Genomic DNA, 14,035 nt, shown 5'->3' with positions numbered 1-14,035 from the left:
TACTCCTGCAAAGCCTTGATGCAGGTAGAGTTGTACGTGGGTCAAAATTCGATGCAAATTATGGGGGTAGGTGGGCCAGTTTTGGGCGCAATTCAACAGGTTTGTCGTCCCTAGAGACCTTCGGAAGAACCTTTGGGAAACTTTAGCACGCTGCCTGATAGATTCAGGGACACGCATCTAAAAATAGAAGATGCCGTGCCGAGACCGGGTGACGTAGGACGGATTTCTGGGGTTCCTTGAACTCATTTGTGGTGCCTTTTGTATCGCACCAGCGAATTCAAGGATTTTGAGGAAACTTAAGTTATTGTTTTTACAATAACTTTTTGGCAATTATGGCGGAGAGGGAGGGATTCGAACCCTCGATACGCTATTAACGTATACACACTTTCCAGGCGTGCTCCTTCAGCCACTCGGACACCTCTCCAGGAGATTTTCCCAGCCGAACCACTCCACGGCTGATTCCGGAGCTCTCCGTATTTGGGAGGCGCAAGGGTATACCAGAACACGCCCGGGTGCAAATGGTCTGTAGCTTCCTGCCTGGGAAACGCTACAGGTGATGGCTCATTTCAGTCTTTTTGGCACTCTCCAGAAGATCGCGGAACTGCTCACCGCTCATCCGGATCAATACACCATGATCTCCGGATTCGAAAAACACTTCCGGCTGATCCAGCAGACAGGGTTCGACCAGGGTCTCGATGCCATAGGCTTCGCCCACTGGCGGGATGGCTCCCACTTCACAGTCTGTGAACGCACCGGCAACCTCAGTCTCCGGCATCAGGTCGAGCTCACGCCCGACGGTGTCGTTGATCTGCTCGATATCCAGACGGTGAGTTGCGGGAATCAGTGCCATAACATAGCTGTCGTCATCACCCAGCAGCACGCTCTTGATCATTCTGTCTCCCGGCACATGGGAGACTTCTGAGGTCTGCAGCGTAGAAGCGGTTCTCTGATGAGCGATGGTTTCGTAGCTTGCGGCATGATCGGATAGATACTCTTTCAAGGTAATAGCAATACCCATTTGATCCTCCTCCGTTTACACTTATGCACTGCTCAATGGTATTTGATGGATTCAGAGTCCCTCTATCCGAGTATAGTCCCATAACAAGACTTTCTATTGCATTTGGATATAAAAACGATGTCGCCAAAAGGAAGCCGAAAGAATAAAAAGCGTACCACCCAGGCGAGCCGTGCCGACCGCCACCAACTCTATGAGATGTCAGTTCAATACGCCGCATCAGAAATAGAATTTGTTGATGACACGTATAAAAAACTGCGTGGAACACGGGCAAAACTGTTGCGGGAAGACTTTTGCGGAACAGCCAATGTCTGCTGTGAATGGGTGCAACAGCACAAAAACAACCGGGCCATTGGCGTCGACATCGACGAGGAGGTTCTGGATTGGGGTATCCAGAACAACCTCTCGAAGTTGAGTAAGAATCAACGTGATCGCACCCTGTTACTGCAGAAAGACGTTCTCAAGGCCAACACCGAGAACCCCGATATCATCTCGGCAATGAATTTCAGCTACTGGCTGTTCAAGGAACGTAAACAGCTGAAGCGTTACTTCAAGTCGGTGAAAAATTCGCTAGCCTCTGACGGTATCTTCTTCATGGACGCCTATGGCGGCTATGACTCATTCAAGGAGATCGAGGAAGAGCGTGAAATAGAGGACGGCGAGTTCACCTACATATGGGAACAGGAGAAATACGACCCTGTTACCGGTGGCCTGCACTGCCATATCCACTTTGTCTTTCCTGACGGCTCCCGCCTGGACAATGCCTTCAGTTACGACTGGCGTCTCTGGACGCTGCCGGAGATCCGTGACCTCCTTGAAGAAGCCGGCTTCAGAAAAGTTACGATCTACTGGCAAGGCTGGGATGAAGACGGCGAGCCGGACGGTATCTTCGAACCGGTGAAGGAAGCTGAGGCCGATGCCGGCTGGATCTGCTACATATCGGCAGAAAAATAGACTGGCCGACAATCCTTCCAGCGATTATAAAAAGTAATTATTACAACCGTTGGAATTTTCCGCGCCACGTCAAAGGATCTGATCATGAATATTGATAACAATCGCCTGCTACTGGAAATCGACAAAACGATCCGTGAACTCAACCGGGATATCATTAACCCTCAAATCCCCCAATTGATGTTGGATGACCTCACACCGGTCATGAAACTGGTGGCACGCAGTCGCGCCATGTATCTAAAAGAGCTGTTCGATATTGCAAACATTGCCGGGGATGGCCTGCCTTCTCCCGACCAGATCCGGCAGCTGCGGGAGATGAGAGAGTCCTACGAAGAGCTCGTAGCTGGCGCCCAGGCCCTGGAGACTGCCATCCAGAGAGGTTATCTGGACGTACATGGCGTTGATTAAACCGTCCCGGCCTGCATGGCAATGAAAGCGGTCTCGTCTGAACGCACCGTAGTGTCGGATTAAATCCTACTTGATATTCATTGATCAGACTTCAGGAAATCGTTAAGCACAAATGCAGCGATCGAAGGGATATCGTTGATATCGAGTTGAGGCAGGTCTGTCGGTTGGGAGAGTTCACCATCACACGCAACCGCGATCACATCAGGATCTTCGGGAAAAATCAGCGGCTTGCCTACCGTTGCCCGATGCAGTTCTATCTTGGGAAAAGCCTCATGCTTGAAACCCTCCACGAGAACCAGGTCGAGGCTACCCTGGTCGAGCCGGTTCAGCATATCCTGCAGCACAGGATCGCCCTCTCCATCTGTATCCACCATCAGCGCCCATCGCTTTCCCGAGGCGATCAACATTTCGCTGGCACCCGCCTTTCGTAGTTCGTAGCTGTCCTTACCCGGGGTGTCGATATCAAAGTCATGATGGGTATGCTTGATCATGCCCACTCGTAAACCCTGCTCGCGCAACAGGGGCAACAGTTGCTTCAAAAGCGTTGTCTTGCCGGTGCCGCTGTAGGCTGCAAACCCCAATACGGGCACCTCAGCTCTCAACATCGGAATCTATCCCCTTGGTCCAGAACTCACAGCGAGCCGAAAACGGTTTTAAGAATATCGGTGGTACGAGCTACCGGATCCCTTCGGATGAGTTTCTCTTCCTCGGCCAGTTTCAGGAACAGGCCGTCCATCGCCTTATCCGTGACATACCTGTCCAGATCCATGGCATCCATATCAACATAGTTACCCAGGAAACCCACCTCTTTGATCAGCGCCTTGTAGGCAGCGGTAACACCGGCCTTTTCAGTTGCCTGCTTGACGATGGGTGCTATCACCTGGCCGAGACGATCTCCACTGGTTTCCCGGAAATAATCCGTGGCCGCAGTGTCACTGCCTTCCAGGATACCCTTGGCATCGCTCAGGCTCATCTGTTGAATGGTGTCGACAAAAATATCCAGGGTCTTGGGTACTGCCTGCTCTGCAGCACGGTTCATGGTCTCTATGAACTCATCGACCATCTTATCCTGACCAACCGCCCTGAGTCCTTTTGCCACGGTTTCCAGGGCATCCGGCAGTGGAATACGCACCTGCCCATCATTGAGATAGCCACCCTCCTTGCCCAACAGCTCGACAGCCTTCTTTGTACCGACCCGCAAGGCCTCCTTGAGTCCCTGTATGATCTGATCATTCGAGAGTGCTGAAGATGTTGACCCAGCACCCAGGCTCTCCGTTACCGAGGAGTCCTCAAGCTTCTCAGTGGCGGATTTCAGCCAATCCTGCCAATCTGCATGTACAGTTGCACCAAGCAGCATTCCGGACAGCAGAAGTACCGAACCGATCATCCTGTTCCTGTTTTTCATGGGCCTTCTCCACCATTGATGTATGAATCAAGGATATTGCATGGAGGCCGCACATGAAAGTGGAAAAATGGTGACAATCGATAAACTACAGGTGCACTGTTTCAACAGCTAGATATGATTAGAACGGCAGGACCATAGGATGGATTGAACCCAACCTTGTAGGGATGATTTATCGACTCAAACTGCCGCTTTCGAGCCGTGGAGACTGACCAACAGTTCTGCCTCGCTTCTGCTGAGTCCTAGCTCCTCGATCAATCGGGTGACTGTTGCTCCCTGGTGAACCATCTGAATAGCCTGGCCATAAGGGCGATCTGTCTGTTGATGTGTCTCCATGGATTCCTGGCGATGCTCAAGATCCCGCCCGATTCTCTCCAGCCGCGCCACTCGGTGATCCACACCTACAGCACCGGAACAGAGTGCGTTTAAATTTGAGGCTAGGTATTCCACGCGGGCAGACAGATCAGCCATTTGACTGGACTGTTGACGCATCCGGTTTGCCAAAGCCAACATTACCGCCAGCGCGACAATACAGACAACAGCCACAATAATAGTGGAAAGGTCAATATCCATTACGCATACTCGTCTATATGAGGCTTATCGTCATCACTATCATGCTCACGCTCCCTGTTTTGTTCTTCCTTTTTTTTCTCCTCGTCCTGAGATCTGCGTTTGCGCCGCCGTACCCCCGCTTCAGGGCGGGACGGCCAGACCGGTCTGATGGTGGATGGTTGGTTGATTTCAGCCATAGCGTCTCCTATACCTTTGCAACTTCCTTCCACTCATCATCAGTCAGGAGGTTGTTTAGATCGACCACCACAAGCAGTTCTCCTTCCAGGGTCGCTACACCCCGGATGTAACGGGAGCTTTCTGCATTTCCCAGGTTCGGGGCCGGCGTTATTTCATCCTCCCCGAGCTCAACCACCTCTGCCACGCTATCCACGAGCATTCCGACAATCTGGCGATCAGACTCAATGATCAAAATACGGCTTGCGGGGCTGACCTCCACGCCAGGCAGGCCAAAATGGTTACGGGCATCAAATATTGTGACCACATTGCCCCTGAGATTGATGATTCCCAATACATATGCCGGAGAACCTGGCACAGGGGTTATCTCGCCAACAGGCAACACTTCCTGCACCTGCATGACATTGATGCCATAGCGCTCTTCAGCCAGTTTAAAAGTCACCAGCTGCACCATTGGTATGTTTTCAGTGCTTTCTTCAGCACTCGCGTTCATGTCAGCCCCCAGAGTTCCAGGCGATCAGACGTCAAATTTCAGACGTGTCACACCACTTGAATGAATAGAAGCATATTTCATGCCCAACAGAATGGAATATGCATAGAAAACCAGGAATTAAAAGCCACTCCTGGCCATTGAACAGAGACCGGAAAGGCCTACTGACTCCCCCCCCGCACCCTCGGCCGGCTCGCCAAAGGACTTCAACTCCCGTTCATGCTCGGAGGTCAGGACAATCAAGGCAACACGCCTGTTCTCCTGCCTCCCCTCCTCAGTATCGTTACTTGCCAATGGCTGATGCTCGCCATATCCGATGGCGGCCATACGGCTCGGATCGACACCAAGTTTCGTAAAGAGATGGACCACGCTCGCCGCTCTCGCAGCTGACAGTTCCCAGTTTGATGGGAATTCGATCGTTTCAATCGGGACGTTATCGGTGTGCCCTTCGACGTTGATATTGTTAATCAGCGGTTTGAGAATAATCGCCACGTCCCGCAACGCCGCCACCGCATCGCGGGAGAGTCGAGCGCTGCCGCTGCCGTAGAGCATCTTGCTCTTCATCTCCACCTCGACGCCCCGCTCGGTATGACTGATATTTACCAGGTCCTGTTCGGCAAAACCGCTGAGAGTATCTTCGAGCCGGGTGGCAATTGCCGACAGAGGAGGCACATAGGGGCCTGTCATTGGGACCCCGGTACCTTCCCCCTCATCCAGCTGTTCCTGCAGACGCTTGACATCCTCCGGGGTGTCAAAGGGAGCAAACTCGCCCGCCTGCTGGTCTGTAGATAACGGCTGTTCACCCACCTGAATGGGGTCCATGGTGCGTGCAGCTGCCAGAAAAGCATCTGTCAACGTATCTGAAAGTACACGGTATTTTCCTTCGTTGACCGAAGAAATCGCGTACATGACAACAAAGAAGGCGAACAGCAGCGTAATGAAATCGGCATAGGAGACGATCCACCGATCATAGTTCTCATGCTCTTCCTGTCGTTTTCTGCGTGCCATTCTATCTATCCGAAACGATTATGATCAGCTCAGAAATCCCTGCAGCTTGGTTTCGATATTACGAGGGTTTTCCCCCTCGGCAATGGAGACGATTCCTTCAATCACCATCTCCCTGTAGTGTGATTTCTGAAGCGCCAAGGTGCGAAGCTTGTTGCCAAATGGCAACAGGAACAGGTTGGCCATGCCCACACCGTAAATCGTTGCCACGAATGCCGTGGCAATACCAGCTCCCAGCTTGCTTGGATCAGCCAGGTTCTGCATGACATGAATCAGCCCCATTACAGCACCGATAATGCCGATTGTCGGTGAGTAACCGCCCATGGATTCAAATACCCTTGCGGCCTGAATATCGAACCGCTCCCGGCTCTCCAGCTCGACTTCAAGAATACTGCGTATAACCTCAGGTTCGCTCCCATCCACCAGCAGTTGCATCCCCTTGCGCATGAACAGGTCCGGTTCCTTCTCAGAATGGGTCTCCAGGCCCAAGAGACCCTCTTTCCGGGCAACAACGCTCCAGTTGACGATCTTCTTGATGGTCGGTGCAATCTCGTTCTTTTCCGGCCTGAAGACACTGCCCGAGATACGAAGTGAATGAATAAATATGGATATCGGCGTCTGAAGAAGAATGGCCCCGATGGTTCCGCCGAACACGATAACCATAGCCGGTCCGTTGATCAGCGAGTCGATATGCCCCCCTTCAAGGGCATTGCCACCAACAATCGCGATCACCGCCAGAATTACACCAATAATGCTTAATATATCCATCAATCACACCACTTTACTGAGTGCCGGGCCAATATCATCCAGTGGCAACACCCGGTCTGACAGTCCCGCTTTTTCTATCGACTGGGGCATCCCGTATACGACACAGCTCTCTTCATCCTGGGACCAGACTGTCGATCCCCCCTCCTTTAATAGCTTAGCAGCTTGTTTCCCATCAGCCCCCATTCCGGTCAACACAATGGCCAATACCTTATCAGTAAACAAGCGTGCAGCAGACCCAAAACTGACATCGACGCTGGGGCGATAAGAAATTCTGCCATCGCCCTCTACAATACGAATAACAACTTCACGAATAACAACTTCTTGATTCTGCCTTTCCAGGATCACCTGGTATCCACCAGGCGCTACATAAGCCTGGCCGGCTTCCAGCCTATCGCCGTCCCTCGCCTCCTTGATCGCGATACTGCACTGCATATTGAGTCGCTCCGCATAAGCGGTGGTAAAACTCCCCGGCATGTGCACAACAACCAGTATAGGCAATTCAAATCCCGCCGGTAGAGACGACAGCAGTTTTTGCACTGCAACCGGCCCGCCGGTGGATGCGCCGATAGCCACCAGCTTGTAAGCGCCAGCCCTGGTGGTTGATTCTGCTTTCGGCTCCGAGCGTTTTATTACACCGGCATGTACTCTTTGCTGTGACTTCCCATGCCGCTGGCCAATAGCCAGCACCCTTTTAATCAAAACCTCAGCGGCGGCTTTTCGACCTTCCGCACTGTAGAACTGCTTTGGCAGAAAATCCAATGCACCGGCATCCAGTGCCTCAAAGGTAGCCCTTGCACCCTCCTGGGTGAGCGAGGAAAACATGAGTATCGGCGTAGGCTGTTCGGCCATTATCGTTTTCACAGCCGTAATACCATCCATAACGGGCATCTCGACATCCATGGTTATGACGTCCGGCCTGAGCAAACGGTTTTGCTCAACGGCCTCGTGCCCGTTTTCAGCTACCCCCACAACCTCAATGGCCTGTTCTTCTTCCAGCATCTCTGCAATGCGGCGTCTGAAGAAAGCAGAATCATCAACAATTAGCACTTTCAACCGGTTATTCATGAACACATTCAACCAACCGCCACCTCAACCGAGAACACGCAATCCGCTATAAAACGATTCCCTGTAAAGCGGATGGTGCGTTGGACTGATATTCATAACGCCCTCAGTGTTGACTCGCATACCTGTGCATCAGGCCAGGAACATCCAGAATCAATGCAATCTTTCCATCCCCTGTGATCGTCGCGCCCGCCATACCCTCTGAATCGTGCAGAAGAGCACCCAGCGGCTTAATCACAACCTCTTCCTGGCCAATCATACCGTCCACCACCAGGCCTGCCTGTACATTGCCTACATTGACAATCACCACATGCCCTCCTGCCGGTGCCTCCGGGTCCTTGTCAGCTGCCAGCCATTCACGCATATAGAAAAGTGGCAACGCCCGCTCGCGCACCAGCAGCATGCGCTGTCCATCGACAACGTTGATATTATCGAGGTCAGGAGTGAGGATCTCAACGATACTGGAGAGCGGCAGCGCAAATGTCTGGTCTCCGACAACAACCATAAGCGTAGGAAGAATAGCCAGGGTCAAAGGCAGCCGGATGACAATCGGGCTTCCTTTTCCAAGAGAGGAATCAATGTCAACGCTCCCGTTCATCTGTGATATACGGGTTTTGACCACATCCATCCCGACTCCCCTGCCCGAGACATCCGATATCTCATGCTTGGTGGAAAGACCGGCATGGAATATCAGGTTGAAACACTCCTTGTCATCCAGCCGCTCTTCTGCCGCCTTATCCAACAGGCCGTTCTCCACTGCCCGGCGACGCAAGGTCTCCGGGTCAATGCCTCTGCCATCGTCAGAGATTGACAGCAGTATGTGATCCCCCTCCTGCTCGGCTGTCAGAGTCAGGGTTCCCTTGCGTGGCTTGCCCATCATTTCCCGCTGTTCCGGTGCTTCGATACCATGATCAACCGCGTTCCTGATCAGGTGCACCATCGGGTCAGCCAGGGCCTCCACCAGGTTCTTGTCCAATTGGGTTTCTTCACCCGTCATTACCAGTTCAATCTCTTTTTTGAGACTGCGGGCGAGATCTCTCACCACCCGTGGAAAACGACCGAACACCTTCTTTACCGGCAGCATGCGTGTCTTCATTACCGCGTTCTGAAGATCGGAGGTCACCATGTCCAGATTGGCGATCGCGTTGGCTATTTCATCGTTGTCTGATTTTGTCTTCAGGTTTGACAGCCGGTTGCGAACCAGTACCAGTTCACCGACCATATTCATGATGTCATCCAGCTTGGATGTATCTATTCTGACCGTGCTGTCCCCGGCGGCTCCTGCCTTTCTTCTATCACGTACATCAACTGCTCCGGCAGGCGGCTTGTTTTCTCCGGATGCTTTTCCGGTTATGGCTTTCGAGGGCTCTTTCTTGTGCTTTTCTACTGCCCCCTGACCGGCAAGCCACCGTGTTTCCCTTTGCCATGCAACTGATCCAGAAGTGCCTCAAACTCATCTTCGGTAATCTGTTCCGAGGCTTCTTCACCAACGGCTTCAGATGTCGCTTCCTGTTCAGGTTCTTGGAGAAATTCCTGGGCTGACTCAGCTTCGGGTTCACCTTGGATTTCGCCTGATAACGCTTCCTGCTGGGGCTCGGCAAAGCCCTTTAACGTCTCCAACAGTAAGGGATCTGCCCCGGGCGGTTCTTCACCCGAACGGACTTGATCGAACATTTCATTGGCAATATCGAGCGCTTTCAGAATGGCATCCATAAGTTCAGGGTCTACAGCACGCTGCCCCTGGCGCAATACGTTGAATACATCTTCAGAACGGTGACAGATATCGACAAGAGAGTCGATACTCAGGAAACCGGCACCGCCCTTGATGGTGTGAAAACCGCGAAATACCGAGTTGAGAAGCTCCGGGTCAGTAGGATTCTGTTCCAGATCAACGAGCTGGGAATTCAGTTGTTCCAGTATCTCACCGGCTTCAACCAAAAAATCCTGTAGAATCTCATCGCCCAGATCAAGCGTCATCCACCGCTCCTAAAAGCTAAAATCCGAGACTGGACAGAAGCTCATCCACTTCATCCTGACCACCCATGGCGCCCTCTTCATCCAGCCCTGGTACGGTAGGCCCCATCTGCTGTTCCTTGCCAGGTTTCCTTTCTACCCCCTTGAGCCCTGAAAGCACTACAAGCTTAACCAGTTTTTCCTCCACATCATTGACCAGGGTAATCACCTGGCGAATGATCTGGCCGGTCAGATCCTGGAACTCCTGTGCCATCAGTACATCAAAGAGCTGGGCGTGGAGCCTGACTGAATGGTTATCCACAAGTGCCAGAAAGTTTTTTATCTTTTCCAGGGAGCCTGGTTGCAGTTCACCTGGGCCACCAGCCTCAAACACCGCATTGAGGCTTTTTGACAACCGCCCCAGTTCATCGGCAAGGGACAACCCATTCTCCACAGCACTCAATGTGGTATTTGCAGACTCCTCTGTCATTTTAACCACGTAGTTCAGACGCTCACCGGCATCCGGTATATCTTGATGAGCCATCTCGACAATTCTGCCATCCAGCAGAAAACCGTTTATCGCTTCGTGCAGTTCCCTGGTCAGACGCCCCACTTCCTGGAACAACTCGCTCTCACGGCAATTCGAAAGCTCGTTGATAATCTCTTGAGCCTGTTTTTCTTCACCTGACTCCAGGTATTGAACCAGCGCTTTCGCCTGTGCAAGGCGTTGATCGTTTTTCATGGTGCGACTCCACCGAGAGAATGACCGTGCATGTCTCTACCCCTCGGCTCTTTCGAAGATTTTTCCAATCTTCTCTTCAAGGGTTGCAGCGGTGAATGGTTTGACCACGTAGCCATTGACCCCGGCTTGGGCCGCTTCGATGATCTGTTCACGTTTGGATTCCGCGGTGACCATGAGCACGGGCAGCGTGGTGAGTTGGGGATCTGCACGAACTGCTTTCAGCAGACTGATACCCGTCATACCGGGCATGTTCCAGTCGGTAATGAGGAAATCGAAGCCTCCGGCCTGCAGCATCGGCAATGCCGTGGTCCCATCGTCTGCCTCGTGGGTATTGAGATAACCCAGGTCTCTAAGCAGATTCTTGATTATTCGCCTCATTGTAGAAAAGTCGTCCACAATGAGGATCTTCATATTTTTATCCAACTCAACCTCCAGAACCAACATGGGTGGCGACCAGGCAACCCGAACCAGGCGTTATCGACACGGAAACGCCCTACCGATTAACCTGCCACCTGCTCCCCTTCATCTCTTCCATGTTCAATAGCGTCTGAATCGGTGGAAACTTCAATATTTCCCTGATACATCGATTTGCCACCGATCCCTTCTGAAACACGCATGATCGCTCTGGGCAAGCTGCTTATAATTCCCCACCTTCTGACAACCAATCTGAAAGTCGCGACCGCAAGCGCAGCGTCGCCTGACTGTGTATCTGGCAGACCCTGGACTCGCTCACCCCAAGCACCTGGCCGATCTCGCGAAGATTCAGTTCGTCGTCATAATAGAGGGCTATGACCAACCGCTCCCGCTCCGGCAGCCCGGCAATGGCATCCGCCAGCGCCTCTTTGAATGCATCCTTTTGCATCCCCTCAAAGGGGCCGTTGGTTCCTGTCTCACCAGGATTCTGGGGCAGCTCCCCTACCATCTGCAGCTCTTCGACACTGAAGATCCTGCATCCTGAAGCATCCTGTAATATCTTGTGATAATCATCCAGGCTCATATCCAGGGCCGATGCCACCTCGATGTCCCTGGCGTCACGTCCCTCCTCGTTTTCGATATCCCGCATCGCATCAGCGACCATGCGTGCTTTTCGATGCACGGAACGCGGAGTCCAGTCGCTGCGTCGAATCTCATCCAGCATGGCGCCGCGAATACGGATTCCTGCGTAGGTTTCGAAGCTCGCGCCCTGACTGGGATCGTAATTCCTGCTCGCCTCGAGCAGGCCGATCATGCCCGCCTGAATGAGGTCATCCGCCTGGACATTGGGCGGCAGCCTGTTCATCAAGTGATAAGCGATACGCTTGACCAGGAGTGAGTGTCTCGCCACCAAAGCATCGGGGTCTTGGGATTGAACCGCGGCGTAGGTGGCAAGTCCGTTCATCTGCCGGCCCCCAATGAACCGGTTGAGTACTGTATGAGGCGTTCAATGAAAAACTGCAGATGCCCACCCACACCTTCGGGCACAGGCCAGTTATCTGCCTTTTTCGCCAGGTTATTGAAGGTTTGAGCAATGCGACTGCGGGGAAAGGCCTGAACCACGGGCTTTTGAGCCTTCACAGCCTTGCGAAGCTGCTCATCATAAGGAATGCTGCCGGCATAAGTTAGCATGACATCCAGATAACGGTCCGTTACACGGCATATCTTCGAATAGAGTTCCTTTCCTTCCTGCGCACTACGAGCCATATTGGAAAGAATCCTGAACCGGTCAATGCCATACTCCCGGTTCAGTAACTTAATCATAGCGTAAGCGTCGGTGATTGAGGCAGGCTCATCGCAGACAACAACGAGAATCTCCTGGGCAGCACGACTGAAACTGATCACGGTATCCGATATGCCGGCAGCGGTATCCACGATCAGTACATCGAGGTCAGACCCGAGATCACTGAAAGCCCGTATCAGGCCCGCGTGTTCTGCTTCGCTCAGTTCGGCCATCTCCTGGACGCCTGATGACGCAGGCACCACCTGAATCCCTGACGGCCCTTCGAGCACCACCTCGTCCAGGGTGCGTTCTCCTCGCAGCACATGGGAGAGATCGAATTCCGAATGCAGCCCCAGAACAACGTCGATATTGGCCAGCCCAAGGTCGGCATCAAGCACCATTACCTTGCGGCCCAGTTCTGCCCAGGCAACAGCCAGGTTCACAGAAATGTTTGTCTTCCCGACACCACCTTTTCCACCGGTGACGGCAATCACCCTTACGGGTTCCGGATTGACCATACGTCTCAAGCCCGCGGCTTGATCCTCTTTACCATCAAACATGAGCATTGGCTCGCGCCTCGCCCAGCGTCAACGCCAAGTACTCATCGCTGTAATGGCCTACCTGTTTCTCTCCAAGTGTCGCAGCCCGGCTGACCAGGGTATTTGCTCTCGCCAGGTGGACATCCTCGGGTACTTTCTGTCCATCGGTTATAAATGCCAGTGGCAGTTTACTATGAATCAGCGCAGAGAGTGCCCCCCCCAGGGAAGCAGCCTCATCAACCTTGGTAAGGATACATGCCTCCGGGGCAGCAGCACCAAAGGCTGCAACCGCCTGCTCCAGCGCAGATTGCTGGGTTGTAGCGGACAAAGCAAACAGGCAACGAACCTGCTTGTCGCCTGCCTTGAGCAGGGAGAGTTGCTCGCTCAGACGCACATCACGCTGACTCATACCCGCAGTATCCACCAGAATGAGTCTTTTGTCTGCAAGTGCATTGAGTGTTATGCCCAACTCTTCAGGGGTGGCAGCGGTCCTGACAGGCACATCGAGGATACGGGCATAGGTATTGAGCTGCTCCTGGGCCCCGATTCTGTATTTGTCCGTAGAGACCAAAGCCACATGCCGATTGCCGTTACGCAGGGCAAAACGTGCTGCAAGCTTGGCGATGGTGGTTGTCTTGCCAACGCCGGTAGGCCCGATAAGCGCTACAACACCACCCTCCTCGAGCAGGCGATCGCCTGTTGTCGCAATATCCTTTGCCAAGTGGTGGAGCGCCTTGCGCCACCCCTGATCCAGGTTTTCGCTGCCAACGGCCTGTCCAACCAGGTGACTGCAGATATCCGCGCTCAGATCCAATCCCATAAGCCGTCGATACAGTTCCTGGGCCTGGGGATCACGTTCTCCCATCTCCCGCCAGCTCAGGCCGGACAGACCATTTTCCATCATACGCCTGAGCGACTGCATCTCTCTGCGCATCTCCACGAGAATTGGATCCTGACTCCACTCGACACGCGGCGGTGCAGTTGTCTCTTTCACAGGGGATTCGTCAGCTTCAGACACTTCCTGTGCCTGTGGCCTGATAGGCGTCACGGTGGAGGGTGTTGACTCGACAGAAGAATGGTTTTCGGCCTGCTCGAATGCCGACTCCTCGTAATCCATCGCCGCCACCAGTTCGACACCGCCGTCTACGGATTTATTGGAGAGAATGACAGCATCCGGACCAAGCGTCTCTCTCACCTGGCGCAAGACCTGCCGAATGTCTTCTGCAAAAAAGCGTTTAATCTTCATACCCTGTATTC

General features: G+C 53.0%; 16 protein-coding genes, 1 tRNA gene and 1 pseudogene. 2 read left to right on the top strand and 16 right to left on the bottom strand.

The window, feature by feature from the left end; translation table 11 throughout:
• Positions 1–333: 333 nt before the first annotated feature.
• Both BOW53_RS03510 and BOW53_RS03505 read right to left on the bottom strand, forming a co-directional pair.
• A tRNA-Ser gene (locus BOW53_RS03510) sits at positions 334–424 on the bottom strand.
• 123 nt (positions 425–547) lie between these two features.
• Positions 548–1,018: an aminoacyl-tRNA deacylase gene (locus BOW53_RS03505; RefSeq protein WP_078486123.1), complete on the bottom strand. Its 471-nt coding sequence runs from the start codon at positions 1,016–1,018 to the stop codon at positions 548–550.
• A 117-nt stretch (positions 1,019–1,135) separates the two neighbouring features.
• Here BOW53_RS03505 and BOW53_RS03500 point away from each other — a divergent pair, with 117 nt between their 5' ends.
• Positions 1,136–1,969: a class I SAM-dependent methyltransferase gene (locus BOW53_RS03500; protein ID WP_078486122.1), complete on the top strand. Its 834-nt coding sequence runs from the start codon at positions 1,136–1,138 to the stop codon at positions 1,967–1,969.
• 84 nt (positions 1,970–2,053) lie between these two features.
• Positions 2,054–2,374 (top strand): hypothetical protein, encoded by a 321-nt coding sequence (locus tag BOW53_RS03495; protein ID WP_078486121.1) that lies wholly within the window; start codon positions 2,054–2,056, stop codon positions 2,372–2,374.
• A 77-nt stretch (positions 2,375–2,451) separates the two neighbouring features.
• Here the strand turns inward: BOW53_RS03495 and mobB are convergent, their stop codons facing one another.
• The 14 genes and pseudogenes from mobB to flhF all read right to left on the bottom strand — a co-directional run bounded on the left by mobB (position 2,452) and on the right by flhF (position 14,024).
• Positions 2,452–2,979, bottom strand: a complete 528-nt coding sequence (mobB, locus tag BOW53_RS03490) for a molybdopterin-guanine dinucleotide biosynthesis protein MobB (protein WP_078486120.1) — start codon at positions 2,977–2,979, stop codon at positions 2,452–2,454.
• A gap of 26 nt (positions 2,980–3,005) precedes the next feature.
• The gene (locus tag BOW53_RS03485; RefSeq protein WP_078486119.1) at positions 3,006–3,779 is read right to left on the bottom strand and encodes a DUF4197 domain-containing protein; all 774 of its coding nucleotides are present in this window, start codon (positions 3,777–3,779) and stop codon (positions 3,006–3,008) included.
• A gap of 177 nt (positions 3,780–3,956) precedes the next feature.
• A complete protein-coding gene (locus BOW53_RS03480; protein WP_135606983.1) occupies positions 3,957–4,349 on the bottom strand; it encodes a DUF2802 domain-containing protein in 393 nt (130 codons plus the stop codon).
• Positions 4,349–4,525, bottom strand: coding sequence for a hypothetical protein (locus tag BOW53_RS12700; protein ID WP_172838751.1), 177 nt, complete (start codon positions 4,523–4,525; stop codon positions 4,349–4,351). Before BOW53_RS12700 ends, BOW53_RS03480 begins: the two co-directional genes overlap by 1 nt.
• An 8-nt stretch (positions 4,526–4,533) precedes the next feature.
• Positions 4,534–5,016, bottom strand: a complete 483-nt coding sequence (locus BOW53_RS03475; RefSeq protein ID WP_078486118.1) for a chemotaxis protein CheW — start codon at positions 5,014–5,016, stop codon at positions 4,534–4,536.
• Positions 5,017–5,133: 117 nt separating this feature from the next.
• Positions 5,134–6,021, bottom strand: a complete 888-nt coding sequence (motD, locus tag BOW53_RS03470; protein WP_078486117.1) for a flagellar motor protein MotD — start codon at positions 6,019–6,021, stop codon at positions 5,134–5,136.
• Between the two features lie 24 nt (positions 6,022–6,045).
• Positions 6,046–6,786, bottom strand: a complete 741-nt coding sequence (locus BOW53_RS03465) for a flagellar motor protein (protein ID WP_078486127.1) — start codon at positions 6,784–6,786, stop codon at positions 6,046–6,048.
• Between the two features lie 3 nt (positions 6,787–6,789).
• The gene (locus BOW53_RS03460) at positions 6,790–7,851 is read right to left on the bottom strand and encodes a protein-glutamate methylesterase/protein-glutamine glutaminase (protein WP_078486116.1); all 1,062 of its coding nucleotides are present in this window, start codon (positions 7,849–7,851) and stop codon (positions 6,790–6,792) included.
• Between the two features lie 103 nt (positions 7,852–7,954).
• Positions 7,955–9,825 (bottom strand): annotated as a pseudogene (locus tag BOW53_RS03455) (chemotaxis protein CheA).
• 16 nt (positions 9,826–9,841) lie between these two features.
• Positions 9,842–10,543: a protein phosphatase CheZ gene (locus BOW53_RS03450; protein ID WP_078486115.1), complete on the bottom strand. Its 702-nt coding sequence runs from the start codon at positions 10,541–10,543 to the stop codon at positions 9,842–9,844.
• A gap of 36 nt (positions 10,544–10,579) precedes the next feature.
• Positions 10,580–10,966, bottom strand: coding sequence for a chemotaxis response regulator CheY (gene cheY, locus BOW53_RS03445; protein WP_078486126.1), 387 nt, complete (start codon positions 10,964–10,966; stop codon positions 10,580–10,582).
• Positions 10,967–11,180: 214 nt separating this feature from the next.
• Complete coding sequence (locus BOW53_RS03440) at positions 11,181–11,921, bottom strand: RNA polymerase sigma factor FliA (protein ID WP_078486114.1); 741 nt, start codon at positions 11,919–11,921, stop codon at positions 11,181–11,183.
• A complete protein-coding gene (locus BOW53_RS03435) occupies positions 11,918–12,799 on the bottom strand; it encodes a MinD/ParA family protein (RefSeq protein ID WP_078486125.1) in 882 nt (293 codons plus the stop codon). Before BOW53_RS03435 ends, BOW53_RS03440 begins: the two co-directional genes overlap by 4 nt.
• A complete protein-coding gene (gene flhF / locus BOW53_RS03430; RefSeq protein WP_078486113.1) occupies positions 12,792–14,024 on the bottom strand; it encodes a flagellar biosynthesis GTPase FlhF in 1,233 nt (410 codons plus the stop codon). The genes BOW53_RS03435 and flhF overlap by 8 nt, the downstream gene beginning before the upstream one ends.
• Positions 14,025–14,035: the final 11 nt, after the last annotated feature.

This window comes from Solemya velesiana gill symbiont, assembly GCF_002020805.1.
Taxonomy (GTDB): Bacteria; Pseudomonadota; Gammaproteobacteria; order Chromatiales; family Chromatiaceae; genus Sedimenticola_A.
The sequence above is the reverse complement of the archived record's forward strand: the minus strand, read 5'-3'. Positions and strand labels throughout refer to the sequence as shown.

Coding starts and splice junctions, on each gene's coding strand:
- BOW53_RS12700 (WP_172838751.1), bottom strand. CDS start 4,525: ATGGCTGAAATCAACCAACCATCCACCATCAGACCGGTCTGGCCGTCC.
- BOW53_RS03495 (WP_078486121.1), top strand. CDS start 2,054: ATGAATATTGATAACAATCGCCTGCTACTGGAAATCGACAAAACGATC.
- BOW53_RS03480 (WP_135606983.1), bottom strand. CDS start 4,349: ATGGATATTGACCTTTCCACTATTATTGTGGCTGTTGTCTGTATTGTC.
- BOW53_RS03475 (WP_078486118.1), bottom strand. CDS start 5,016: ATGAACGCGAGTGCTGAAGAAAGCACTGAAAACATACCAATGGTGCAG.
- BOW53_RS03505 (WP_078486123.1), bottom strand. CDS start 1,018: ATGGGTATTGCTATTACCTTGAAAGAGTATCTATCCGATCATGCCGCA.
- BOW53_RS03500 (WP_078486122.1), top strand. CDS start 1,136: ATGTCGCCAAAAGGAAGCCGAAAGAATAAAAAGCGTACCACCCAGGCG.
- BOW53_RS03460 (WP_078486116.1), bottom strand. CDS start 7,851: ATGAATAACCGGTTGAAAGTGCTAATTGTTGATGATTCTGCTTTCTTC.
- BOW53_RS03435 (WP_078486125.1), bottom strand. CDS start 12,799: ATGTTTGATGGTAAAGAGGATCAAGCCGCGGGCTTGAGACGTATGGTC.
- flhF (WP_078486113.1), bottom strand. CDS start 14,024: ATGAAGATTAAACGCTTTTTTGCAGAAGACATTCGGCAGGTCTTGCGC.
- mobB (WP_078486120.1), bottom strand. CDS start 2,979: ATGTTGAGAGCTGAGGTGCCCGTATTGGGGTTTGCAGCCTACAGCGGC.
- BOW53_RS03485 (WP_078486119.1), bottom strand. CDS start 3,779: ATGAAAAACAGGAACAGGATGATCGGTTCGGTACTTCTGCTGTCCGGA.
- BOW53_RS03450 (WP_078486115.1), bottom strand. CDS start 10,543: ATGAAAAACGATCAACGCCTTGCACAGGCGAAAGCGCTGGTTCAATAC.
- BOW53_RS03440 (WP_078486114.1), bottom strand. CDS start 11,921: ATGAACGGACTTGCCACCTACGCCGCGGTTCAATCCCAAGACCCCGAT.
- BOW53_RS03465 (WP_078486127.1), bottom strand. CDS start 6,786: ATGGATATATTAAGCATTATTGGTGTAATTCTGGCGGTGATCGCGATT.
- motD (WP_078486117.1), bottom strand. CDS start 6,021: ATGGCACGCAGAAAACGACAGGAAGAGCATGAGAACTATGATCGGTGG.